The following is a 23,786-nucleotide window of genomic DNA, read 5'->3' as shown; positions in this document are numbered from 1 at the left end:
ACTTGGAACGATCGCAATCGGAGGATGCTTCTGCGGGCGCAGGATCCGGCGACCCGCGTTCCGGCGGCGACCCGTCCGCGACCTCGAGGCGCGGCACGGGCGCCGACCGCCACAATTTCATTTACGGACCGATCCGTTTCGTTTATGCTCGGGCCATGAACCGAGGCCGCCCCCGTTCCGGGCACGTGGACCAGGCCGTCGCGGACGCGGTGCGCGCGCTGCTGGCGGAGTCCGGCTACCAGGCGCTGAGCATCGACGGCGTCGCCGCGCGGGCCGGGGTCGGCAAGGCGGGCATCTACCGCCGCTGGCGGTCCAAGGCCGAGATGGTCTTCGCCGTCACCGTGCACGGCCCGCATCCCGTCCCGCCCGCCGACTCCGGTTCGCTGCGCGGCGACCTGGCCGCGCTCGCCGAGCACATCATCGACCTGCTGTCCGGCCCGCACGCCCGGCTCGTCCTGCCGGGCCTGGCGGCCGACCTGTCGGCCGACCCGGCACTCGCCGCGCGCTTCCAGGCCGGGGTCATCGACGCCGAGCGCGCCCTCGTCGCCGAGATCCTCGACCGCGCCCGCGCGCGCGGCGAGCCGGCCGGCGGCGACCCCGCGTTCGTGCACGCGCTGCTGCTCGGCCCGATCTACACCTACCTGTTCCTGGCGGGCGGCGAAACGCCGCCCGGCCTCGCCGACCGGCTGGCGAACGCGGCGGTCGCCGCGCTCGCCACGAAGGAGAGCCCGTGAAGCACCCGACCCCGCCCGCGCCGGCCGCGTCCGCCCCGTCCCCGCTGCTGCTCGACCGCGTCCTGCCCGAAGCCGACTTCCGCTCCCGCTACATCCGCCGCGTCCGGGCCGAACCGGCGGCCGTCTGGGACGCCCTGACCACCCTGGCCGCCGAGGACCTGCCCGTGTCGCGCCGCCTCATGGCGCTCCGCTCCGCCGGGCGCACCCGGCTCAGCGGCCCCCTCGTCGAGACGTTCCCTACCCCGACCCTGCTCCGGGACGACGGCACGGAGCTGGTCAAAGGCAAGATCGCCAAGTTCTGGCGGGTCCGCCCCGAGACGGCGCCGGTGGAACCGGGCGACCCCGCCGCGTTCACCGCCTTCGAGGGCCCCGGCTGGGCGAAGGTCGCGATGTCGCTGCGCGTGGCGCCCGACGGCCCCGGCTCCCTCCTCGCGTTCGAGACGCGGGTGCGCGGCACCGACGCGTTCGCGCGCCGCGTGTTCGCGCCGTACTGGCTGCTCATCCGGGCCGGCGGCGCCGGCTTCATCCGGCTGGAGATCCTCGGCGCCGCCGCCCGCCGCGCCGAACGGGCGTCCTAACGGGCCGGCTGGCAGCGAGGGCACCAGAAGGCCGTCCGGTCGCCCACCCCGGACGTCTGCGGAGCGCGCTCGATCCGGGTGCCGCAGCGGCGGCACGGACGCCCCGCGCGGCCGTACACCCAGTGCTCCTGGCCACGTCCCATGTTCCCCGTGGTGACGTGGCCGTGCCGTGCCTTGTTGACGTCCAGGAGCCGGTGAGCGAGCTCCACGAGAGCGGGAAGGTCGGGGACGGCGGCCACAGGCGTCCAGGGGTGAACACCGCGCAGGAACAGGACCTCGGCCTTGTAGACGTTGCCGATCCCCGCGAGCCGCGTCTGGTCCAGCAGCGCCTCGCCGATCGCCCGGTCCGGCTGCTCCTCGAGCCGCGCGACGGCCCGCGCGGCGAGATCGTCGTCCCAGCCGGGATCGAGGAGGTCCGGGCCGAGATGCCCGACGGCCGCGTCCTCCTCGGCCGTGCGCAGCAGCTCGACCAGGCCGAGCGACTGGCCCACCGCCTGTTGTTCCGCGTTCGCCAGCACCAGCCGGACCCGGTGGTCGCGCGGCAACGGCCCCGCCGCCCGGATCTGCCAGCGGCCCTCCATGAGCAGATGCGTGTGGATCGTCAGGCCGCCCTCCACACGGATCAGCAGATGCTTACCGCGCGACACGACCTCCAGCACCGTCCGGCCGCGCAGATCCGCGGTGGCGAGACGCGGCACCCGGAACTGGGCACGCGTCAGAGGCCGCCCGGCGAGCGCCTCATGCAGGCGCCGGGCGGTCAGCCAGACGACATCGCCTTCCGGCACGGACCCGACCCCGCCGCTAGATCAGAGAGGGGCTCTCCCACGCGGACGGGTCCTCGGTGAGCTTGCGGACCCCCTCGGGCAGCTCGCCGGCGGCGATGTGCGCGAGAGTCACCCGCTCGAGGATGGCGCGCTCGCTCGCACGCAACGCGATCCACACCTCCTGCAGGGACCGGGCAGGGCCCTCGTAGCCGACGTGCTCGGGGCGCTCGCCCCGCACGCCGAGCAACGGCCCGTCGATGGCGCGGATGATGTCGGCAAGGGAGATCTGCTCGGCCGGACGCGCCAGCCAGTAGCCCCCCTCAGGGCCGCGCTGGCTCCGGACGAGCCCCGACCGGCGCAGCTGACCGAGGATGTTCTCCAGGAATTTGGGCGGAATCTGCTGGGCCTCCGCGAGCTGGACCGCGGTCACCGGGTGACTCCCGGCCACCGCCAGCTCCGCGGCGGCACGCAACGCGTAGTCGACCCGGGCGGACAATCGCATGTAGGTATTATCCCTTGCCGATCGGACTGGTCGGGCTCTGCCTATTGCATTGCCCTTGGCGGTCGGGCGCTGGGCGCCCTCCCTTCGGCGGGCAATGCGTGCGATCGCTGCATCGCTCCGGCTCGGCCCTGGGGGCCTCGCTGCGCGATCAAGTTCTTGCTTCGCTCGAACTTGGCTTCGCTCGCGATTGCGACGGTCCCGGTCGTCGCGTGGCTGGGCAAGGGCATCCTGGGCTTGCTTACGGCGTTGCCCTTGGCGGTCGGTTCTTGAAGGTTTCGCGAGCGAAGTCGGATTCTCGCTTCGCTCGAATCCGGCTTCGCTCGCGATCGCGACGGTCGTGGCGTCCTTGGTGAGATCAGCGCGGGGCTGTCTGGTCTTCCGGGTGTGTGGAACGTGGCGCGCCCGCTGGTACCGGGCCTTTGACCGGCGGGCGCGCCACGGCTCTCGGGCCGCGCTCAGGCGGCGGAGACCAGCCCCAGGAGCTCGGCGGCGGCCTGGGCGTTGGCGGCGGCGGCGCCATAGGTGGCCAGGTAGACGGCCGCGCCGGGCCGCCAGACCGGCAGGCCCATCTCCACGACCACCGCGTCCGGGCGGGCGGTGAGCAGGGCGTTCGCGAGCGCCCGCTGCGCCGCGTGCCGGTGGGCGTCCCGCAGCACGACCACCAGACCCCGCCCCCTGGCACGTTCCAGGACACCTTCCGCCTCTCCGGGCGCCCCCGCGGCCCGGACGGCGTCGGGCGCCCAGGGGTGCAGGCCCCAGGGCGTCGGACCCACCGCGATGTTGCCGGTGGCCTCCGCCTCGACGACCAGCGGCGCCCCGTGCCAGCCCGGCAGCGCCCCCGTCACCCGGATCGCGCGGCGGGCCCCCTCCAGCCCGGCGGCGCGGTCCACCGCGGCGGGGCTGCTGCCGGCGAGCCACGCCCGCAGCCGCCCCGTCCGCTCCGCCGCGTCGTGCAGCCGGGCCGCCGGCAGCCGCCCGGTCCGCACCGCCTCGTCGATCGCCGCCAGCGTCGCCCGGAGCGTCTCGGCGTGCTCGTTCGGGCCGAGGCACAGCAGGTCCGCACCCGCGATCAGCGCCCGGACCGACGCCTCCGGGATGCCGATCGCGCCGCTCGCGCCCTGCATGTCGAGCGCGTCGGTGACGATCACGCCCTCGTAGCCGAGGTGCTCGCGCAGCAGCCCGGTGATCGCGGCGGGCGACAGCGTCGCCGGCACCCCGCCGGTGATCGCGGGCAGGTTCAGGTGCCCGGTCATCACCGCGCGGGTGCCGGCCGCGATCGCCGCCCGGAACGGGACCAGCTCGCGGCGGTCCAGCAGCTCCAGGTCGGCGTCGACGATCGGGACCCCGAGATGCGAGTCGTCCACGGTCGCGCCGTGCCCCGGGAAGTGCTTGCAGCAGGCGGCGACGCCCGCCTCCTGCGTGCCGGTCACGGCCGCCGCCGCGTGCCGGGCGACGAGGTCCGGGTCCGCGCCGAACGAGCGCGTGCCGATCACCGGGTTGTCGTCGGCGGTGTTGACGTCCACCGACGGCGCGAAGTTGAGGTTGACGCCGACCTCGGCGAGCTCCGCGCCCAGCGAGCGGTAGATCCGCCGGGTCAGCTCCGGGTCGTCGACCGCGCCGAGCGCGGCGTTGCCCGGGTACGGGCTGCCGGTGGCGTGCCCGCCGAGCCGGGTGACGTCGCCGCCCTCCTCGTCGATCGTGACGAACGGGTCGCCCGCCTTGCGCATCTGCGCGGTCAGCGCGGCGAGGGACTCCGGGCTCGGCACGTTGCCGGTCAGCGCGAACAGCGTCACGCCGCCGAGGCCCGCCTCCAGCTCGTCCAGTACCCAGCGCGGCGCCGCCGCGCCCGGGAAGGAGGGCAGCAGGGTGCCCCGCGCCAGCCGGGCGATCTCGCCGGTGGTCGCGATGTCGTCGGCGGTCACCCCTTCACCGCCCCGGCGGTCAGCCCGGACACCATGCGGCGCTGGACGAGCAGGAAGAAGGCGATGACGGGAATGGTGAGCAGCGTCGACGCTGCCATGATGGGCCCCCAGGCGGTGCTGCTGCGGCCGAAGAAGAACTGCAGCATGATCGGCAGGGTGTACTTGTCCTGGTCGTCCAGGAACGTGAAGGCGAAGATGAACTCGTTCCACGCGGTGATGAACGAGAAGATGCTGGTCGCGACCAGGCCGGGCGCGACGAGCGGGAGCATGACGGTGAAGAAGGTGCGGACCGGGCCGGCGCCGTCGATCGCGGCGGCCTCCTCCAGCTCCTTCGGGACGGCCGCGACGAAGCCGCGCAGCATCCAGATCGCGAACGGCACCGCGAACCCGATGTAGACGACCGCGAGGCCCGGCAGCGTGTTCAGCATGTCGAGCCGCTTGAGGTCCAGGAACAGCGGGATGACCAGCGACTCGCACGGCACCATCTGCACCACCAGCAGCATGACCAGGAACGTGGTGCGGAACCGGAAGCGGAACCGCGCTACCGCCGTCGCCGCCAGCAGCGCCAGCAGGCTCGACGCCACGACGGTGATCAGGGCCAGCAGGATGCTGTTGCGGAAGTAGGTCCAGAACGACACCTGCGCGATGCCGCCGTTGAGGACGAAGTCGAAGTGCGCCAGCGTCGGGTGCGTCGGCAGCGGCTTCGGCGTGGTGCTGAAGATCTCGCTGTTCGGCTTGAACGCGGTGGACGCCATCCAGAAGACGGGGAACACCGCCAGCACGAACACCAGCACGCCGAGCCCGTTGAGGCCGATCTTGCGGGCCCGCCTCCGCGCGGCCGGCCGGCCGCGCCGGGACCGTCCCGCCTTGAGGGTTGCCTGGGTCATCGGGTCTCCCCCTGACGCACCATGACCCGCACGTACAGCGCGGTGACGACGAGCAGGATCAGCGTGAGCACCGCCGCGATGGCCGAGCCCATCCCGAGCTTGGGGTTGAGCGCGCCGAACGCCTCGGAGTAGCCGTACAGCGACAGGTTGAACGCGTCGCGGTTGGCCATCCCGGACATGATGAACAGCTGGGTGAACACCTTGAAGTCCCAGATGATCGACATCACCAGGACGACGAGGAAGATCGGCTTGAGCATCGGGTAGGTGAGGCTCCAGAACGTCCGCCACGGGCCGGAGCCGTCCACCCGCGCCGCCTCGTACAGCTCGCGCGGGACGCTCTTCAGCCCGGCGAGCACCGACACCGCGACGAACGGGCAGGCCTGCCACACCACGCAGACCGTCAGCACCGTGTAGGTGGACAGCGGCGTGGAGAACCAGTTGTAGTCGTTCCAGCCGCCGCCGACCAGGGCGTCCGGCAGCTTGTCGAGGAACCAGTTGACCAGGCCGCCGGTGGAGCCGAACAGCCAGCTGAAGATGATCGCGGCGGTGACCGGCGGGGTCGCCCAGGCGACCATCACGCCGCCGGAGACGAAGCTCGACATCCGCTTGCCGAGCTTGTTGAGCAGCAGCCCGACCAGCGTCCCGATCACCATGGTCAGGGTGACGGCGACGATCGCGAACAGCACGGTGTGCCGGAACGCCGCCCAGAAGAGCGGGTCCTTGAGGATGGTGTCGAAGTTCTGGGTGCCGACCGACTCGGCCGGCTCGCCGCGCAGCTGGCGGTTGCCGACCTTCTGGAACGACATGATCCCGATCTGGACCATCGGCCAGAACATCAGCACGGCGATCACGACGACGGTCGGCGCGATCAGCAGGTAGGGCCCGAATCGGGGCCGGCGGCGCGGGCGCCCGCGGCCGGACGGTCTGCGGCCCGGCGGCCTGCGCACCGCGGGAGCGGTGTCGAGCATGAACGCTTCCGATCAGCGGGGACGGGTGGCCTCACCGAGTCCGGCGGGCCCGCGGGGGACATGCGGCGCGGGCCCGCCGGACGTTCGGTGCTACTGGTTGAGCAGCTCGTTGGCCTGCTCGTTGGCCTTCTTCATCTCGTCGTCGGCCGACTTGCCCTGCATGATCGCCTTCACCGCGTTCGGCAGCACCTTCTTGGACTGCTCGAAGTCGCCCCAGCCGGCGCTGATCGGGGTGAACTTGGTGTTGGTCGCGATCTGCGTGAACGGCGCCAGCGCCGGGTCGGAGAACTGGACGTCCGACCGCATCGAGGAGAAGCCGCTGATGTCGGCCCACTTCTTGGCGTTCGCGGCGTTGTTGAGGATCGTGATGTAGTCGAACGCGGCCTTCTTGGCCTTGCTGTCCTTCCAGACGGCGAGGTCGGAGCCGCCCGCCATGACCGGCGCGTTCCCGCCCGTCTTGGCCGGGATCGGGAAGACCGCCCACTTGTCGGCGTTCTTCGGGGAGATCTTCTTCATCTGCGCCAGCGCCCAGCTGCCGTCGATGTACATGCCGAGCTTGCCGAGCGCGAAGTCGCGCTGCGGGCCGTCCAGCTCGTTCTTGCCGACGTACTTCTCCGGCGCGACCTTCTCCTTGCTGACGAGGCCGGCGTAGAAGTTCACCGCCTCGATCGCCTGCGGCTGGTCGAGCTTGCCGGTCCACTTGCCGCCGTCCTTGACCGCGACCTCGCCGCCGTTGCCCCAGATGAAGCTGACCAGGGCGTTGGTCTGGTCGCTCGGGGCGCCGATGCCGGGCACCTTCTTGGCGTCCTGGACCTTCTTGGCGGCGGCGACCAGGTCCGCCCAGTTCGCGGGCGGCTGGATCTTCAGCTCGTCGAACCAGTCCTTGCGGTACCAGATGGCGCGGACGCCGCCGTACCACGGCACGGCGTAGGTCTTGCCGTCCGCCTGGTCGTTGGCGAGGGCGGTCTTGTTCAGGGTCTTGTTGTCCGCCCAGCCCGCCATCTCGTCGGTGACCTCGGCGAGGTTGCCCTGCTCGATGTGCGACTGGACGTCGGTGTTGCCGAGCTCGGTGACGTCCGGGCCCTCGCCGCCGGCGGCGGCCTTCTGGAAGGTGGTGGCGACCTGCGGCCACGGCACGTACTTGATCTGCACGGCCGTGTTCGGGTGCTTCTGCTTGAACTCCGTCTCGACGCCCTTGAGGAAGTTCGTCTGCTCGGTGGTCCCGTCGCCCATCATCCAGACCTTGAGCTGCGCCGGGTCCTTGCCCGCGCCGGAGTCGTCGTCCTTCTTGCCGTCTCCGCCGCCGCAGGCCGTGGCGGCCAGGGCGATCGCGGCCGCCGTGGCCGCAACCTTGATGTACTTCACTGGGGGTTCCTTTCCGGCATCGCCTCGCGGGGCCTTGTGGCCTGCGGTGCGAGTGGAGCACGCCCCGACCCTTTAGGGTCCGGGACATGCCCCGCTCGCCGTCGCGTCGCTCGCGGGCGCCCTGCTCGCCAGTCGGCGCTCTGCACGCCCCTCCCCGGATGAGGGGACGGTCGGCGCTTGCGGGTAAACTAACAAGAAACTTTCCTAAACAAAACCGCCCGTTAGCGGATTGAGACATCGAGGGGTACCAGCATGGCCAGACGCCCGGGAACACCGCGGCTGCTGCGTGAGCTGAACGACCGCGCGGCGCTGGACCTGCTCGTCGAGCACGGCCCGCTGACGCGCGCGCAGATCGGCGAGCACACCGGGCTCTCCAAGGTCACCGCCTCCCAACTGCTGTCCCGGCTCGAGGAGCGCGGTCTGGTGGCGGTCGTCGGGGAACAGGCCGGGGGCCGCGGGCCGAACGCCGCCCTGTACGCCGTGGTGCCGTCGAGCGCCTACGTCGCGGGTCTGGAGGTGGGGCCGGACGGTGTCACCGCGGGCGTCGCCGACATCACCGGACGCATGGTCGCCCAGGTTACCGTCGATCCGAACGGCGCTGACGAGCCCGTCAAGATGGTCCACAACGCGGTTGTCAAGGCGTGCCGCTCGGCCAAGGTGGCGGTGAACAGGCTGAGCGCCTTCGTCATCGGCACCCCCGGCGTCGTCGACCCGCGCTCCGGCGACGTCCAGTTCTCCTTCGACCTTCCCGCCTGGCACGAGGGCGTGCTCGCCGCCCTGCGCACCGACCTGCGCCGCCCGGTGACGATCGAGAACGACGTGAACCTCGCCGCGGTCGCCGAGCGCGCCTACGGCGCCGCGCGCGACACCGACGACTTCGCGCTGATGTGGTTCGACCGCGGCATGGGCCTTTCGGTGATGCTCGGCGGCCGGCTGCACCGCGGCCGGTCCGGCGGCGCGGGGGAGATCGGGTACCTGCCCGTCCCCGGGGCGCCGCTGCCGTTGAGCACCGCCCGCCGCGTCCCCGAGGAGGAGGGCGGCGTCACCGAGTCGACCTCGTGGGGGATCCCGACCCTCGCCGGCGGCTACGGCGCCCTGGTCGGCGCGGACGGGGTCCGCGCCCTCGCGCACGAGCACGGCATCACCGAGGCGACCGCGGTGGAGTGCGTCCGGGCGGCGGCGGCCGACGAGTCCCGCGGCGGGGCGTTCCTGGACGAGCTCGCCAACCGGTTCTCCTACGGCGTGACCTCGGTCAACATCGTCCTGGACCCGGGGCTGGTGGTGCTGTCGGGCAGTCTCGGACGGGCCGGCGGGGCGCCCCTCGCCACCCGCATCGAACGGGCCGTCGGGCGGATCAGCCCCACCCGTCCCACCGTCGCGGTGACGGAGGTGGAGGGCAACCCGGTGCTGCGCGGCGCCCTGCACGCCGCCCTGGAGCGCGCCCGCGACGAGGTCTTCTCGGCGGGCGAGGACTGACCCCGGTCCGGGCCGCGCTGGGCCGTGGCGGGGCGTGGCGGGGTGGCGCGGCTCGTGCGGGCATGCCGAAGCGCCCCCGCCTGACGCGGGGGCGCTCACTCGTACCTGTGTCACCCGGCGCGTGCGCCGGGTGGCCGGTTACTTCTCCTGCGCGGCGACGGCCGCGGGCTGGTCATGGCGCCGCGGGTCGTTGAGCGCGCGGTCGATGACCGTCTGGCTGATGATCTGGCGCTTGCGCCGCTGCGCGGCGGCCCACCGTGCCGTAGGTGTCATGGCGAAACCCCGTTCCGCGGTGACGCTCTCCCCGTGGCCACCGCAACCCCGTAATGCCTCCATGGTCTCAAACAAGGGGCTCGCGGGGATCCATCTTGGGGATGAATTCGAGGTCAGACCTCGTGCGGAGACCTCCCGGAGATCTTCCGGAGACCTTCCGCGGTGATCATGTGGAACGAGGGATCCGACCCGGCCGTTGGGGGGACCGTGACCGAGCCATCGAGGGGGCGTTATGGCGCTGCGTGACCGATTCCGGCGGCTCGTCCAGAAGCCCGGAAGCGTCGACCTCGCACCGTTCCGCGCCGTCGCCGAGGAGGCCGGACGGCGCGAGGAGCGGGTGCGCGGCCTCACCGACGCGGAGCTGACCGCCGCCGCGTCCGCCCCGGACCTGATCGCCGACCTGCCGGAGTTCTGCGCGCTCGGCCGCGAGGCCGCCCGCCGCGCGATCGGCGAGCGGCCCTTCGACGTCCAGCTCACCGGCACCCTGGCGCTGCTCGCCGGGCACGTCGCCGAGATGGCCACCGGCGAGGGCAAGACCCTCGCCGGCGCCCTCGCCGCCGCCGGGTACGCGCTGCGCGGCGAACGCGTCCACGTCATGTCGGTGAACGACTACCTCGCCCGCCGCGACGCCGCCTGGATGGGACCGCTCTACGCCATGCTCGGGGTGACGGCCGCCTCGATCGGCCAGTCCTCCACGCCGGACGAGCGGCGCGCCGCGTACCGGTCCGACGTCGTGTACGGGCCCGTCAGCGAGATCGGCTTCGACCTGCTCCGCGACCGGCTCGTCACCGACCCCGCCGACGCCGTGCAGGCCGCGGCGTCCGTCGCGCTGATCGACGAGGCCGACTCGGTGCTGGTGGACGAGGCGATGGTGCCGCTGGTGCTGGCCGGCGCCGCCGACCTCGACCCCGCCGACCCCCGGTACGCCGACCTCGTCCGGCGGCTGCGGCCCGGCCTGCACTACGCCACCGACGAGGAGGCCCGCAACGTCCAGCTGACCGCCGCGGGCTCGCGCGAGGTCGAGCGCGTCCTCGGCCTCGACCTGTACGCCCCCGAGAACCTCGCGACCCTGACCGCGGTGAACGTCGCGCTGCACGCCGAGGTGCTCCTGCACCGCGACGTCGACTACATCGTCCGCGACGGCGCCGTGAAGCTGATCAGCGAGTCGCGCGGCCGGGTCGCGCTGCTGCAGCGCTGGCCGGACGGCCTGCAGGCGGCCGTCGAGGCGAAGGAGGAGCTGGAGGCGTCGCCGTCCGGCGAGATCCTCGACTCGATCACCGTGCAGGAGCTGATCGGCCGCTACCCGGTCCGCTGCGGGATGACCGGCACCGCGATGGCCGTCGCGGGGCAGCTCACCGAGTTCTACGGGCTGCAGATCGCCGTCGTCCCGCCGAACCGGCCCTGCGTCCGCGACGACGAGCCCGACCGCCTGTACGCCACCACCGCCGACAAGGAGGTCGCGGTCGTCGAGGAGATCGTCGCCGCGCACGCCGCCGGGCGGCCCGTCCTCGTCGGCACCGGCGACGTCGCCGAGTCCGAGCGGCTCGCCCGGCGGCTCGTCCGCGCGGGCGTCGACCCCGTCGTCCTCAACGCCAAGAACGACGCCGAGGAGGCCGCGATCATCGCCGAGGCCGGCGCGCCCGGCGCGGTCACCGTCTCCACCCAGATGGCGGGCCGCGGCACCGACATCCGGCTCGGCGGCGGCCCCGGCGCGCCCGTCCCCGGCACCGCGCCCGCCGACCGGGACGCGGCGCGCCGCGACCAGGTCGCCGACGCGGGCGGCCTGCTCGTGATCGGAACCGGCCGCTACCACAGCAGCCGCCTGGACGATCAGCTCCGCGGCCGCGCCGGCCGGCAGGGCGACCCCGGCGGGTCGGTGTTCTTCACCAGCCTCCAGGACGACCTCGTCACCCGCTACGCGCCCGACGAGACCTACAAGGGCCCCGCCGCGGACGACGGCCGCGTCGACGACAAGGGCGCGCACTGGATCGTCGGCCACGCCCAGCGCGTCGCCGAGGGCGTCGACCTCGAACTGCACCGCAACACCTGGCGCTACAACCAGCTCATCGGGCTGCAGCGCCGCGAGGTGCTCACCGAGCGCGACGCCGTCCTGACCGGTGACGCCGCCGACAAGGCCATGGCGGCCGACGCCCCCGCCGAGCACGCCGAACTGGTGAAGATCGCCGGTGCGGACGCGGTCGCGGAGGCCGCCCGGCAGGTCGTCCTCTACCAGCTGGACCGCTGCTGGGCCGAGCACCTGGCCTTCCTCGCCGACCTGCGCGAGGGCATCCACCTGCGCTCCCTCGGCCGCGGGCTGGACCCGCTGGTCGAGTTCAACCGGGAGGCCGTCCCGGCGGGCAAGCGCCTCCTCGGCGACGCCCGGCGGCGGGCGGCGGCCGCGTTCGCGGACCTCACCGCGACCGAGGCCGGCGTCGACCTCGACGCCGCCGGCCTGAAGCGGCCGTCCGCGACCTGGACGTACCTCGTCCACGACAACCCGTTCGGCTCCCTCGACGAGCGCGCCCTCCGCGGCCTGATCTCCATGTTCAAGGGCCGCCGCCGCTGAGCCCCGTCACGCGCGCAGGCGCAGGCCCCGGGGGGTGGGGTGGAAGCCCGCCGACTCCAGGGCGGCGGCGAGCGGCGAGTCGTTGATCGCCGCGCCGTCGGCGCGCTCGACGGTCAGCTTGCCGAGCGCCCCCTCGCGGACCGCGAGCGCGAGCGCGTCGACCGCGGGCTGCAGCACGTCCGGGTCGTCGTCCCAGGTCAGCAGCGTCTTGCCGCCGCGCTCCACGTAGAGGACGAGGCGCCCCTCGACCAGCACGACGAGGGCGCCCGCCTTGCGGCCCGGCTTGTGGCCGCTCGCGACCTCGTCGTCGCGGCCGGGCCACGGCAGCGCGGCGCCGTACGGGTTCGCGGGGTCGGCGGCGGCGAGCACCAGCGCGCGGACGTCCGGTTTGCGGGGCGTCTCCCAGAGCGCGGAGATGTCGTCGGGCGCCGCGGCCGACGGGCGCAGCGCGCGGAGCCGGTCGACCGCCCCGGGCAGCGCGAACTGCGCCGCGCCCAGGCCCTCGACGAAGTACCCGCGCCGGCACCGGCCGCTCTCCTCGAACGCGCGCAGCACCGGATACACCGCGGAGAACCCGCCGGGCGTGCGCTCGGCCGCCACGGCGCCGCGGATGACGATGCCGTACCGCTCCAGCAGCGCCTCCGCCAGCGCGTGCGAGCGCAGCGTCGCGGTGGTCTCGCGCGCCGGCAGCGGCCACCAGCGGCCCGCGACCGTCGGCGGGCCCGTCCTGGACGGCAGGACGGGACGGCCGCGCCGGGTCGTCCGCGACCGGTGCGTGGGCCGGCCCGAGCCGAGCGCCGCCCGCAGCGGGGCGAGGGTGTCGTTGGTCAGGTGCCCCGCCCAGACCAGGTCCCACACGGCCGTGGCGAGGTCGGCGTCGGCGGTGGTGACCTGCGCGTTCACCCGGTCGGAGAGGGTACGGAAGAACAGCGCGCCGCCGCCGTCGAGGGCGTCCAGCACGGCCTGGTGCGCGGGCGTGAGGGTGATCTCCGCGGGTTCCGGCATGAGCAGCGGCGCGGTGTCGGCCAGGTACAGCGCGACCCAGCCGTCGCCGCCGGGCAGCCCGCCCTGGCCCGCCCAGACCACCTCGCCGGCGGACGTCAGCTCGTCCAGCATGGCGGGGGAGTAGCCCGCGACCCGCGATGGCAGCACCAGCGACTCCAGCGCCGAAGCCGGGACCGCCGCGCCCTGGAGCTGCTCGATCGCCTGGACGAGCGCGTCGATGCCGCGCAGCCGCGACCCGCCCGCGATGCCGTGCCAGACCGGCAGGAACCGGCCGAGCGACTCCGGCGGCGACGGCTCCACCTCGGCGCGCAGCCGCGCCAGCGACCGGCGCCGCAGCGTCCGCAGCACCCCGGTGTCGCACCATTCGCTGGTCAGCGGGCCCGCGACGGCCTCGACGGGCAGGAACTCGCCCTCGACGACCCGGCCCGCGCCCGCCAGCCGGCGGAGCGTCTCGGCGACCACGGCCGCGCCGAGCCCGAAGCGCACCGCGACCTCGCCGGTCCGGAAGGGACCGTGTGTGCGCGCGTAGCGGGACACCAGGTCGCCCAGCGGGTCGTCCACCGGTTCGAGGAACGCCTCGGGGACGCCGACGGGCAGCGGCGCGCCGAGCGCGTCCCGGAGCCGCGCCGCGTCCTCGATCGCGGCCCATTGCTCCTCCCCGGCGACGCGGACGCGGATCGCTCGGCGGGTCGCCTCGAGCTCCTCCAGCCACCGCGACGCGTGGACGAGCACGTCCGGCGCGGCGTCGGCATCGAGGGGACCGGGTTCGCCATCGGGATCCGGGGCGGCGTCGGGTGCCAGGGTCGTTCTCAGCGCGACCTCGGTGGTGGTGAGCGGGCCGAGGGTGCGCAGCAGGTCGGCGACGCCTTCGAGGTCGCGGGCGCGGCGGTCGGGCGTCAGGCGCTGGAGTTCGCGCTCGATGTCGGCGACGGCGTCCGGGTCGAGCAGCTCGCGCAGGTCGGCCTGGCCGAGCAGCTCGGCGAGCAGCGCCGAGTCGAGCGCCAGCGCCTGGGCGCGGCGCTCCGCCAGCGGCGAGTCGCCCTCGTACATGAACGCGCCGACGTAGTGGAACAGCAGGGAGCGCGCGTAGGGCGACGGCTCGGGCGTCTCCACCTCGACGAGCCGGACCTTGCGGCCGGACATGTCGCGCATCAGCTGGACCAGGCCCGGGACGTCGAACACGTCCTGCAGGCACTCGCGCATCGTCTCCAGCGTGATCGGGAACGACGGGTACTTGCTCGCGACCGCCAGCAGCTGCGCGGCGCGCTGGCGCTGCTGCCACAGCGGCATCCGCTTGTCGGGGCGGCGGCGCGGCAGCAGCAGGGAACGCGCGGCGCACTCGCGGAACCGCGCCGCGAACAGCGCCGAGCCGCCCAGCTCGTCCACCACGATGCGCTCGATGTCGTCGGCGTCGAACACCGCGAGGTCGAGGCTCGGGGGCTCGTCCATATCGGGGATGCGGATGACGATGCCGTCGTCGGCGTGCATGGCCTGCGCGTCGACGCCGTACCGTTCGCGCAGCCGGCCCGCGATGGCCAGCGCCCACGGGGCGTGCACGCGCGCGCCCAGCGGGGAGTGCACGACCATACGCCAGTCGCCTAGCTCGTCGCGGAACCGCTCGACGACCATCGTCCGGTCGTCGGGGACGTGCCCCGTGGCCTCCCGCTGCTCGCCCAGGTACGACACGAGGTTCCCGGCGGCCCAGGCGTCCAGACCGGCGGACGTGACCCGCTCGTGGGCCTCCTCGGCGGGCAGCCCCGCCAGCTCGCGGGTGAACGCGCCCAGTGCGCGCCCCAGCTCGGCGGGGCGGCCGAGCGCGTCGCCGTGCCAGAAGGGCAGCTTGCCGGGCTGCCCGGGCGCGGGCGAGACCAGGACGCGGTCGGGGGTGATGTCCTCGATCCGCCACGAGCTGGCGCCCAGGACGAACACGTCGCCCACCCGCGACTCGTAGACCATCTCCTCGTCGAGCTCGCCGACCCGCGACGACTTCTCCCCGACGAGGAACACGCCGAACAGGCCGCGGTCGGGGATGGTGCCGCCGCTCGTCACGGCGAGGCGCTGCGCGCCCGGCCGGTCGTGCAGGACGCCGGTGACGCGGTCCCAGACCAGGCGCGGGCGCAGCTCCCCGAACTCGTCGCTCGGGTAGCGCCCGGCGAGCATGTCGAGGGTCGCCTCCAGCGCCGACCTCGGCAGCGTCGCGTACGGGGCGGCGCGCTTGACGAGGGACTCCAGGTCGTCGACGGTCCACTCGTCCATGGAGACCATCGCGACGATCTGCTGCGCGAGCACGTCGAGGGGGTTGCGCGGGTAGTGCAGCTCCTCGATCTCGCCGCCGCGCATCCGCTCGGCCACCACGGCCGTCTGGACGAGGTCGCCGCGGTACTTGGGGAAGATGACGCCCTTGGACACCGCGCCGACCTGGTGCCCGGCGCGGCCGACCCGCTGCAGGCCGCTCGCCACCGACGGCGGCGACTCCACCTGGACGACCAGGTCGACGGCGCCCATGTCGATGCCCAGCTCCAGGCTGGAGGTGGCGACGACCGCCGGGAGGCGGCCCTCCTTGAGCGCGTTCTCGATCCCGGCCCGCTCCTCCTTGGAGACGGACCCGTGGTGCGCGCGCGCGATCTCCTGCGGCGCGCCCCGGGCCGAGCCCGCCTCGGCCATCAGCTCGGCGGGGGAGTGGTTCTCCGGGAGAGGCTCGCCCGTCACGCGCTCATAGGCGAGTTCGTTGAGGCGGCCGCAGAGCCGTTCGGCCAGGCGCCGCGAGTTGGCGAACACCAGCGTCGAGCGGTGCGCCTGGATCAGGTCGAGGAGCCGGTCCTCCACGTGTGGCCAGATGCTGCGCTGCCGCGGATCGGCGGTGCCGGACTCGGCGACGAACTGCCCCACCTCGCCCATGTCCTCGACGGGGACGACGATGTCGAGGTCGAACACCTTGTCCGAGCCCGGCTGCACGACCGACGCGGGCCGCGTCCCGCCGAGGAACGCCGCGACCTCCTCCGGCGGCCGCACGGTCGCCGACAGGCCGATCCGCTGGGCGGGCCGCTCCAGCAGGGCGTCCAGCCGCTCCAGGGACAGCGCCAGGTGCGCGCCGCGCTTGGTGCCCGCGACGGCGTGCACCTCGTCGACGATCACCGTCTCGACGCCGCGCAGCGACTCGCGGGGGCGCGAGGTGAGGATCAGGAACAGCGACTCCGGCGTGGTGATCAGGATGTCGGGCGGCTTCACGGCGAGCCGGCGGCGCTCGTCGGCCGGGGTGTCGCCCGACCGCATCCCGACCCGGACGTCCGGTTCGGGCAGGCCGAGCCGGCGGGCGGCGTGCCGGATGCCGGTGAGCGGTGCGCGCAGGTTGCGCTCCACGTCGACGGCCAGAGCCTTCAGCGGCGAGACGTACAGCACGCGGCAGCGGCGCAGCGGATCGGGCTTCGCCGCGGCGTCGGGCTCGCCGGAGCCCGGCCGGGTCGCGGTGAGGCGGTCCAGCGACCACAGGAACGCGGCCAGGGTCTTGCCGGACCCGGTCGGCGCCACGACCAGGGTGTTGTCGCCGCCGGCGATCGACTCCCACGCCCCCGCCTGCGCGGGGGTGGGCGCGGCGAACGCCCCGGTGAACCATTCGCGGGTCGCCGGGGAGAAGCGTTCGAGCACGTCACCGCCCATGGCGCCATACTGCCTCGCGGGTCCGACAGAATGCGAAGGCGTGGCGCGCGTCACGTTGTAAGCAAGCGCTTGTATGGGCATGGTCTACCGGTAGGACGCATGCCGCCGAGAAGACTGCTGAGAGTCGCGATGCCCTACCTGCTGCTCGCCTTCGGGATCATCTTCGCCCTGCTGGCGGCCAACGCGCACGCCCCCAGGCGCAGCGCCCTCCTGCTGGTGCCGAGCTTCTTCTCCGGCTGGCTCACCATCGAGATGGCCCCGCACCTGCTCGTCACCGAGATCGCCGCGCTCGCCCTCACCGCCGCGTACGGCGGGCTGGACGGCTGGGCCGGCTGGGCGGGCCTCGTCCTCGGCGTCCTCGCCGCCGCCGGGACCGTCGCCATCATCCTGGCGTCCCGCCGTACCGTCGTCACGCTCCGGGAGAGCGGAGCGCCCCTCGACCTCGACCCGGACGGCGCACCGCGCTTCCCGCTGGCGCCCCTGTTCGTCCCGCCCCTGTGCCTGATCCCGCGCAAGGGCGTGAAGGTGCAGCGCAACGTCGTCTACCACCAGGACGGCCGGCTCCGCCTGAAACTGGACGTGTACAGCCCCGCGAAGGACCGCCCCGCCGACGGGCTGCGGCCGGGGCTCATGCAGATCCACGGCGGCGCATGGGTCATCGGCGACAAGCGCGAACAAGGGCTGCCCCTGCTCAACCACATGGCCGTCCAGGGATGGGTCGGATTCAACGTCAACTACCGGCTCAGCCCGCGCGCCACCTGGCCGGAGCACCTGATCGACCTCAAGCGGTTCCTGGCCTGGTACAAGGAGCACGCCGAGGAGTACGGCGCCGACCCCGACTTCCTGTGCGTGACGGGCGGCTCCGCGGGCGGCCACCTCACCGCGCTGGTCGCGCTCACCGCGAACGTGCCCGACTTCCAGCCCGGCTTCGAGGACGTGGACACCACCGTCCAGGGCGCCGTCCCCTTCTACGGCGTCTACAACCTCGTGGACGCCGGGCCGTGGCCGGTGCCCATGGGGGCGACCCGGATCATGGAGAAGATGGTCGTCAAACTGCCGTTCGAGGAGAACCGCGAGGTGTACGCCAAGGCGTCGCCCGTCACCTATGTCCGCAAGGACGCGCCGCCCTTCTTCGTCATCCACGGAAGCCACGACTCGCTCATCCCCGTCCCGGAGGCGCGCCGCTTCGTCGAGCGGCTGCGCGACGTCTCCGAGGCGCCCGTCATCTACGCCGAGATGAAGGGCGGGCAGCACGCCTTCGACGTCTTCCCCTCCTACCGGACGGCCCGCGTCGTCGAAGGCGTCGAACGCTACCTGACCGGCCTGCACCGCCAGTACCGCCAAGGGACCGGCCCCGCCGTCCCCGGCGAGGTCGCGCAGTCCTTGGACGGGCCGTCCGTCGGATAGCGTGGACGCGTGCGCCTAACAGTCTTCTGGGACCGGATGAACCAGCAGTTCGGGGAGGCCTACGCCCAGAGCGTGGCCAAGGACTACGTCATGGCCGAACTGGGTGGGCGCACCATCGAGCAGGCCCTCGCGGACGGCGAGCCCGCCAAGCAGGTCTGGCAGGCCGTCGTCGCCACCTTCGACGTCCCTTCCAGGCTCCAGTAGCACCGCCGCTTCACCGCGCTACAGCGCGATGCGGTGCGGGACGAACGACGACGTGTCATCGGTGATGAGCCCCGACGTCTCGCGGATGCCCACGCCCGCCGGCTCGTCCTCGATCACCCACGCGCCCAGCACCGGATGCTCGCCGTCGAACTCCGGCAGCGCGCAGAACTCCTGGAAGACGAAGCCCTCCGCGCCGTAGTCGCCCTGGGTCCGCTGCTCGCTGCCGTCTGGCGCGACGATCCGCATGCTCGCGCCCTCCCGCCCCAGGAGCGGCTTCTGCACGTAGGAGGTCAGGCCCGACGGTGTGTTCAGATACGTCGGCAGCAGGTTGGGATGCCCCGGGAACAGCTCCCACAGCAGCACGAGCAGCGCCTTGTTCGACAGGACCATCTTCCAGATCGGCTCTATCCAGGACGTCGGCGCGCCCGGGATCTCCCGCCCGAACGGCTCCGCCACGATCCATTCCCACGGGTAGAGCTTGCAGAGCGTGCGGATCTCCTGCTCGTCCATGTCGACGAACCGGCGCCGCACCGGATCCCAGCCGATGTCCTCCATCGCGATCGCCACGCCAGGCAGGCCCGCCTCCTCGGCGGTCTCCTGCATGTAGGCGATCGTCATGACCTCCTCGCCGGTCTCGTCATCCGTCGTCCACGCGAAGTGCGCGGGCCCGCCGCCGAGCCGCGGCACGAGGTCCTTCCAGCGGGCGACCATCCGCTCGTGGATGGAGTTCCACTGGTCGTCGTGCGGATACACGTCCTGCAGCCAGTACCACTGCACCACCGAACTCTCGACGAGCGCGGTCGGGGTATCGGCGTTGTACTCCAGCAGCTTGGCGGGACCGTGGCCGTCGTAACGCAGGTCGAACCGCCCGTACAGATGCGGGTCGCGCCGCCGCCACGACTCCTCGATGAGGGGCGCCACCCAGTCGGGTATGCCGAGCACGTGGTACCGGCCCGTGCTGACGACGTGCTCCACCACCTGCAGGCACATCCCGTGCAGCTCCTCGACGACCGCCTCGAGCGCCAGCACCTCGTCCATGTCGAAGACGTAGTGCACGGACTCGTCCCAGTAGGGGCGCGTCAGATGCTCGGGGTGCGCGGTCCGGTGGAACGCCAGCCCGTGCGCCTCGACCTTCTCGGCCCAGCCGTCCCTCGGCGTCGAACGCGTCCGGCGCACGGTCAGCCCCCGCTCTTGCCGCTGCCGCCGAAGCCGCCCCGGCTCAGCGTCTTCCCGCTCCCGGACTTGATCTTCCCGTCGCTCGGCCGGTACTGGCTGCCGCCCGAGACGAAACCGTTCGATCCCCGCTTGCCGCCGTAGTACCAGAAGTACCGGTTGTAGGAACCGGTGCTCCCGTTGTCGATGTCGTCGACGTCGCAGTAGCTGTCGGAGACCACCTTGTAGCCGCCCTTGCCCGACGGCGCGTTGCGGTCGACGCACCGCGCCGTGGTGGAACTGGAACCGCAGGCGACCAGGGTCAGCGACAGCGCGCTCACCATCCCTACCTTGACGCTGCGGGAACTGAGCCGGCGACCGGGCTCCTGAGGAGGCAAGGCGAACACGTCCTTCGCAAGGGGGCTGAACAGCGGCCACAGCCTAGGGGCGGCCCAACATGGGACGGAAGAGGACATATACCGGTTCCGTCACGCCCCGGGCACATGCCGTGCGGAGGCCCCGGCCGTACGTCAGTCCGGGACGGGCAGGTGCGCGTACAGGTCCATCGCGTCCACCGACGCGGGCAGGTCGCTGACCTGGCCGTCGCCGACCTCCACCACCCGCCACTCGCCGTCGGCGCGGCGCGCCAGGTCGGTCGTGATGAAGCGGCAGCCCAGCGCCCGGACCGCGTGCGCGACCGCGTCCAGCTCCGGATCGGGCTCCACGCCCGGCGTGTCCGGATGCGGCCCCACCAGGGCGGGCTCCCCGTCCACCCACCACACGCGCGCCTCGCCCTCGCCGTCATAGGACTCGAACTCGCGCACCACCAGGCCGCCCGCCAGGTACTCGTCCTGCAGGGCGATCATCTTGGCGGCGATGTCGCGCAGCTGCGCGAGGTTCTTCACGTCCGGGACGAAGCACGCCTCGTCCCACTCGTGCTTGCGCGACTTCACGTAGTCCTTGACCACGCCGGGGCCGGGCCGCAGCGGCCGGACGAGCTCGGCGAGCGCGTTCAGGTCCCCCGGATCCTGCCCGGGGGAGAGAGGACGCCACACGCTCTGCGGTGTCAGCCCCGCGAACGTGTCGTGCCAGCCGGGCAGCTCGTGCGCGCGCGTGTAGTCGTCGGGGTGCGTCAGCAGCACCGTCCCCCGCCGCTTCAGCGCACCGGCCATCGCGGCGTACTCCGGGCCGGTGACCATCCAGCCGCGATACCAGACGGGACCCAGGTCCGCGGGCACCGCGCGCACCGCGGCCTCCACGTCCCCGCGCCGCAGCGCGTCGTGGTCCAGCAGCGCCGTCTCGCCATAGTGGTCCCGCACGGCCGCGGCCTCGCGTGCATAGTGGGGGTCAACGCGCCGGGGGTGGATCGGATCGACGCAGAAGAGGACGGTCAGCGTCATGATGGAACCCTCCGTTGACGGCGCCAGCGTACGGGGTCCGGACCAAGGCGCGCACGGTGATTCCCACCCGAATCGGCACACCGGGCGATGATCGAACGAGTGTTCGGTAAGCTGGCCCCGGCCGGTGTCGTCGTCCACAACCGCGCCCGCATCTCGAAAGTGTCGGTGGCCCGCCGTAACGTCGCCCTCGACATCGCAACCAGCGGCCGAGAGCCGACAAGTCACAACGCGAAGGACATCTCACATGGCAGCGAACGACCGGGAGAAGGCTCTCGAGACCGCACTCGCCCAGATCGAGCGGCAGTTCGGCAAGGGCTCCGTCATGCGGATGGGCGAGGAGGCGCGGGCACCGGTCGAGGTGATCCCGACCGGCGCGATCTCCCTCGACATCGCGCTCGGCATCGGCGGCCTGCCCCGCGGCCGGGTCGTCGAGGTCTACGGCCCCGAGGGCTCCGGCAAGACCTCCATCGCCCTGCACGCCGTCGCCAGCGTGCAGAAGAAGGGCGGCATCGCCGCGTTCGTCGACGCCGAGCACGCCCTCGACCCCGAGTACGCCAGCAAGCTCGGCGTCGACATCGACGCCCTGCTCGTCTCCCAGCCCGACACCGGCGAGCAGGCCCTGGAGATCACCGACATGCTGATCCGCTCCGGCGCGATCGACATCGTCGTCATCGACTCCGTCGCCGCGCTCGTCCCCCGCGCCGAGATCGAGGGCGAGATGGGCGACAGCCACGTCGGCCTGCAGGCCCGCCTCATGTCGCAGGCGCTGCGCAAGCTCACCGGCGCCATCAACCAGACCAAGACCACCGCCATCTTCATCAACCAGCTGCGCGAGAAGGTCGGCGTCATGTTCGGCTCGCCGGAGACCACCACCGGCGGCCGCGCGCTGAAGTTCTACGCCTCCGTCCGGCTGGACGTCCGCCGCATCGAGACCCTCAAGGACGGCACCGAGGCCGTCGGCAACCGCGTCCGCGTCAAGGTCGTCAAGAACAAGATGGCCCCGCCGTTCCGCGTCGCCGACTTCGACCTGCTCTACGGCCAGGGCATCAGCCGCGAGGGCGGCCTCATCGACCTCGGCGTGGAGCACGGCTTCGTCCGCAAGTCCGGCGCCTGGTACACCTACGACGGCGACCAGCTCGGCCAGGGCAAGGAGAACGCCCGCAACTTCCTCAAGGCCAACCCCGACATGGCCGACGGCATCGAGAAGAAGATCAAGGAGAAGCTCGGCATCGGGCCGAAGGTCGACAAGGAGGCCGAGCCGGCCGCCGTGCCGGTCGACGGCGCCGCCGACCCCGCCCCGGCCCCCGTCGCCGCCCCCGCCCCCGCGCCCGCCACCGGCCGGGCCGCCGCGGCGAAGAAGGCCAAGGCGGGCAAGGCCGCGGGTGATTCCTGACGGCGAATCCCCCGTTCCGGGTGACTCCTGACGAAGAGTGAGCGATGATCTCGTATGCAGGGCGGCGGCGCCCCACCGCGCACCGGCACGCCGATGCGCGGACCTTCCCCGACGGCGCCGTCGCTCTAGTTTGTTTTGCATTGCCCTTGGCGTCAGGCCGCTAGACGGCCTTCCTTCGGCGGGCAATGCGTGCGATCGCTGCATCGCTCCGGCTCGCCTAGCGGCTCGCTGCGCGATCGGATTCTCGCTTCGCTCGAATCCGGCTTCGCTCGCGATCGCGACGCTTGAGGTCGTCGCGTGGCCGGGCACAAGCCTTCGCGTCCGTTGCGGTCCCTGATCCTCGCTCGCTCGTGATCGCGCCGGTCGGGTTCGGTTCATGGCCCCAGCTGTGAAGCACGGCGTCGGTCGCGGTGGGTGATACGTGCTTGCTCGTGGTCGCGCCGGTCGAGTTCGGCGCATGGCCCAGCTGTGAAGCACGGTTACGTGCTCGCGTGTGGTCGCGACGGTCCGGGTCGGGCTGCTCCGGTTGCCGCATCGCGCTGCTCTAGGTCGGTGCGTCTTGGCGGGCTGGTCGGCGTGGTGGCGCTTGGTCGTTCGTTCGTCATCGGTCGGGCGGCGGATGGAAGCGGAGGTGAGGGGCGTGGAGGAGCGTAGGGGCGGCCGGCGCCGGGGCGGCGGAGGGCGTGAGAAGGGCGGTGCGGGGTCCGGCGGGCGGGAGCCCGCAGATCCCGAGGCCGCGGCCCGGGAGGTGTGCCTGCGGCTGCTGGCGTCCTCGCCGCGCACCCGCGCGCAGCTCGCCGACGCCCTGCGGCGCAAGGACGTCCCCGACGAGGTGGCGGAGAAGGTCCTCGGCCGGTTCACCGACGTCGGCCTTATCGACGACGAGGCCTTCGCGCGGGCGTGGGTGCAGTCCCGCCACGCGGGGCGGGGCCTTGCCAAGCGCGCGCTGGCCGCCGAACTGCGCCGCCGCGGCGTCGCGGACGAGACCGTCAGCGACGCGGTCGAGGAGCTCGAACCGGACCAGGAGGAGCGCACCGCGCGCGCACTGGTCGACCGCAGGCTCCCCGGCACCAGGGGAGTCGACCCCGCCAAGCGCATGCGCCGGCTCGTCGGCATGCTCGCCCGCAAGGGCTACCCGCCGGGCCTGTCCTACCGGGTCGTCAAGGAGGCCCTCGCCGACGAGGGCACCGACCCGGACGCCTTCCCCGACGAGCCGCCGCCGTTCGACTGACCCGGCGTTCCGGTCGGGGCGACACGCCGGGAATGACGGGCAGGCTGACGGCGCGCCGCTCCTTCCCTGACTCCGGCGCCGGACGATCGGGCAGGTGGCGCGGGGTGCGGGCGGTCAGGGGAAGCGGTAAGGAAGGACTCACGTGCACGTTCGGTTAGTCCGGAATGCCCGGGGTTTGCTTGCTCATTACCTCCATGCCGCTTACCGTTACGGCAGTGAGGAGTTACTCCGCGTCTCGCGGATTGCCATACGACCGAGCACGTTCCAGCAGCTGAGAGGCATACAGGACACGTTCGTCGACC

Annotated in this window: 19 protein-coding genes; 8 read left to right on the top strand and 11 right to left on the bottom strand. The window is 72.8% G+C overall.

Annotation, left to right across the window (positions count from 1 at the left end):
- Positions 1-155: 155 nt before the first annotated feature.
- Together AB0C78_RS29230 and AB0C78_RS29225 are read left to right on the top strand one after the other, a co-directional pair.
- Complete coding sequence (locus tag AB0C78_RS29230; RefSeq protein WP_360753882.1) at positions 156-734, top strand: TetR/AcrR family transcriptional regulator; 579 nt, start codon at positions 156-158, stop codon at positions 732-734.
- Positions 731-1,312 (top strand): hypothetical protein, encoded by a 582-nt coding sequence (locus AB0C78_RS29225; RefSeq protein WP_360753879.1) that lies wholly within the window; start codon positions 731-733, stop codon positions 1,310-1,312. The genes AB0C78_RS29230 and AB0C78_RS29225 overlap by 4 nt, the downstream gene beginning before the upstream one ends.
- Here AB0C78_RS29225 and AB0C78_RS29220 read toward each other — a convergent pair.
- The 6 genes from AB0C78_RS29220 to AB0C78_RS29195 form a co-directional block, all read right to left on the bottom strand.
- Positions 1,309-2,097: a DNA-formamidopyrimidine glycosylase family protein gene (locus AB0C78_RS29220; protein WP_360753876.1), complete on the bottom strand. Its 789-nt coding sequence runs from the start codon at positions 2,095-2,097 to the stop codon at positions 1,309-1,311. The two genes, AB0C78_RS29225 and AB0C78_RS29220, sit on opposite strands and share 4 nt — an antisense overlap.
- A 16-nt stretch (positions 2,098-2,113) precedes the next feature.
- Positions 2,114-2,578, bottom strand: a complete 465-nt coding sequence (locus AB0C78_RS29215; RefSeq protein ID WP_151538359.1) for an Rrf2 family transcriptional regulator — start codon at positions 2,576-2,578, stop codon at positions 2,114-2,116.
- A gap of 455 nt (positions 2,579-3,033) precedes the next feature.
- Positions 3,034-4,500, bottom strand: a complete 1,467-nt coding sequence (locus tag AB0C78_RS29210; RefSeq protein ID WP_360753873.1) for a glycoside hydrolase family 3 N-terminal domain-containing protein — start codon at positions 4,498-4,500, stop codon at positions 3,034-3,036.
- Entirely contained in the window at positions 4,497-5,387 is an 891-nt protein-coding gene (locus AB0C78_RS29205; protein WP_360753871.1) for a carbohydrate ABC transporter permease, read from the bottom strand. Before AB0C78_RS29205 ends, AB0C78_RS29210 begins: the two co-directional genes overlap by 4 nt.
- Positions 5,384-6,355 (bottom strand): sugar ABC transporter permease, encoded by a 972-nt coding sequence (locus AB0C78_RS29200; protein WP_360753868.1) that lies wholly within the window; start codon positions 6,353-6,355, stop codon positions 5,384-5,386. The genes AB0C78_RS29205 and AB0C78_RS29200 overlap by 4 nt, the downstream gene beginning before the upstream one ends.
- Positions 6,356-6,445: 90 nt before the next feature.
- Positions 6,446-7,720 carry an extracellular solute-binding protein gene (locus AB0C78_RS29195; protein ID WP_360753865.1) on the bottom strand — a complete coding sequence of 425 codons (1,275 nt, stop codon included), beginning with the start codon at positions 7,718-7,720 and terminating at the stop codon, positions 6,446-6,448.
- Positions 7,721-7,972: 252 nt separating this feature from the next.
- Here AB0C78_RS29195 and AB0C78_RS29190 point away from each other — a divergent pair, with 252 nt between their 5' ends.
- Positions 7,973-9,196, top strand: coding sequence for an ROK family transcriptional regulator (locus tag AB0C78_RS29190; RefSeq protein WP_360753862.1), 1,224 nt, complete (start codon positions 7,973-7,975; stop codon positions 9,194-9,196).
- 138 nt (positions 9,197-9,334) lie between these two features.
- Here AB0C78_RS29190 and AB0C78_RS29185 read toward each other — a convergent pair whose 3' ends face one another.
- Entirely contained in the window at positions 9,335-9,469 is a 135-nt protein-coding gene (locus AB0C78_RS29185) for a hypothetical protein (RefSeq protein ID WP_360753861.1), read from the bottom strand.
- Positions 9,470-9,701: 232 nt separating this feature from the next.
- Here AB0C78_RS29185 and secA2 point away from each other — a divergent pair, with 232 nt between their 5' ends.
- Positions 9,702-12,035 carry an accessory Sec system translocase SecA2 gene (gene secA2 / locus AB0C78_RS29180; RefSeq protein ID WP_360753858.1) on the top strand — a complete coding sequence of 778 codons (2,334 nt, stop codon included), beginning with the start codon at positions 9,702-9,704 and terminating at the stop codon, positions 12,033-12,035.
- 6 nt (positions 12,036-12,041) lie between these two features.
- Here the strand turns inward: secA2 and AB0C78_RS29175 are convergent, their stop codons facing one another.
- Positions 12,042-16,697: an ATP-dependent helicase gene (locus AB0C78_RS29175; protein WP_360753856.1), complete on the bottom strand. Its 4,656-nt coding sequence runs from the start codon at positions 16,695-16,697 to the stop codon at positions 12,042-12,044.
- A gap of 99 nt (positions 16,698-16,796) precedes the next feature.
- Between AB0C78_RS29175 and AB0C78_RS29170 the strand changes: the two genes are divergently transcribed.
- Together AB0C78_RS29170 and AB0C78_RS29165 are read left to right on the top strand one after the other, a co-directional pair.
- Positions 16,797-18,104, top strand: a complete 1,308-nt coding sequence (locus AB0C78_RS29170; RefSeq protein WP_360753854.1) for an alpha/beta hydrolase — start codon at positions 16,797-16,799, stop codon at positions 18,102-18,104.
- A gap of 9 nt (positions 18,105-18,113) precedes the next feature.
- On the top strand, positions 18,114-18,308 hold the full coding sequence (locus AB0C78_RS29165) for a DUF3046 domain-containing protein (protein ID WP_151538366.1): 195 nt from the start codon (positions 18,114-18,116) through the stop codon (positions 18,306-18,308).
- Between the two features lie 18 nt (positions 18,309-18,326).
- On the opposite strand, the gene AB0C78_RS29160 is transcribed toward AB0C78_RS29165, so the two are convergent.
- The 3 genes from AB0C78_RS29160 to AB0C78_RS29150 form a co-directional block, all read right to left on the bottom strand.
- Positions 18,327-19,484 carry a glutathionylspermidine synthase family protein gene (locus tag AB0C78_RS29160; protein ID WP_360753851.1) on the bottom strand — a complete coding sequence of 386 codons (1,158 nt, stop codon included), beginning with the start codon at positions 19,482-19,484 and terminating at the stop codon, positions 18,327-18,329.
- 2 nt (positions 19,485-19,486) lie between these two features.
- Positions 19,487-19,804, bottom strand: a complete 318-nt coding sequence (locus tag AB0C78_RS29155; RefSeq protein WP_192808608.1) for a hypothetical protein — start codon at positions 19,802-19,804, stop codon at positions 19,487-19,489.
- 186 nt (positions 19,805-19,990) lie between these two features.
- On the bottom strand, positions 19,991-20,860 hold the full coding sequence (locus tag AB0C78_RS29150) for an ATP-grasp domain-containing protein (RefSeq protein ID WP_360753849.1): 870 nt from the start codon (positions 20,858-20,860) through the stop codon (positions 19,991-19,993).
- 244 nt (positions 20,861-21,104) lie between these two features.
- Between AB0C78_RS29150 and recA the strand changes: the two genes are divergently transcribed.
- Both recA and AB0C78_RS29140 read left to right on the top strand, forming a co-directional pair.
- Entirely contained in the window at positions 21,105-22,253 is a 1,149-nt protein-coding gene (recA, locus tag AB0C78_RS29145) for a recombinase RecA (protein WP_360753848.1), read from the top strand.
- Positions 22,254-22,893: 640 nt separating this feature from the next.
- Entirely contained in the window at positions 22,894-23,484 is a 591-nt protein-coding gene (locus AB0C78_RS29140; protein ID WP_360753846.1) for a regulatory protein RecX, read from the top strand.
- Positions 23,485-23,786: the final 302 nt, after the last annotated feature.

The sequence above is a fragment of the Actinomadura sp. NPDC048394 genome, assembly GCF_040651755.1.
GTDB classification, from domain to species: domain Bacteria; phylum Actinomycetota; class Actinomycetes; order Streptosporangiales; family Streptosporangiaceae; genus Spirillospora; species Spirillospora montaniterrae.
Note: the sequence above shows the minus strand (reverse complement) of the source record. Positions and strands in the feature narration are given on the sequence as shown.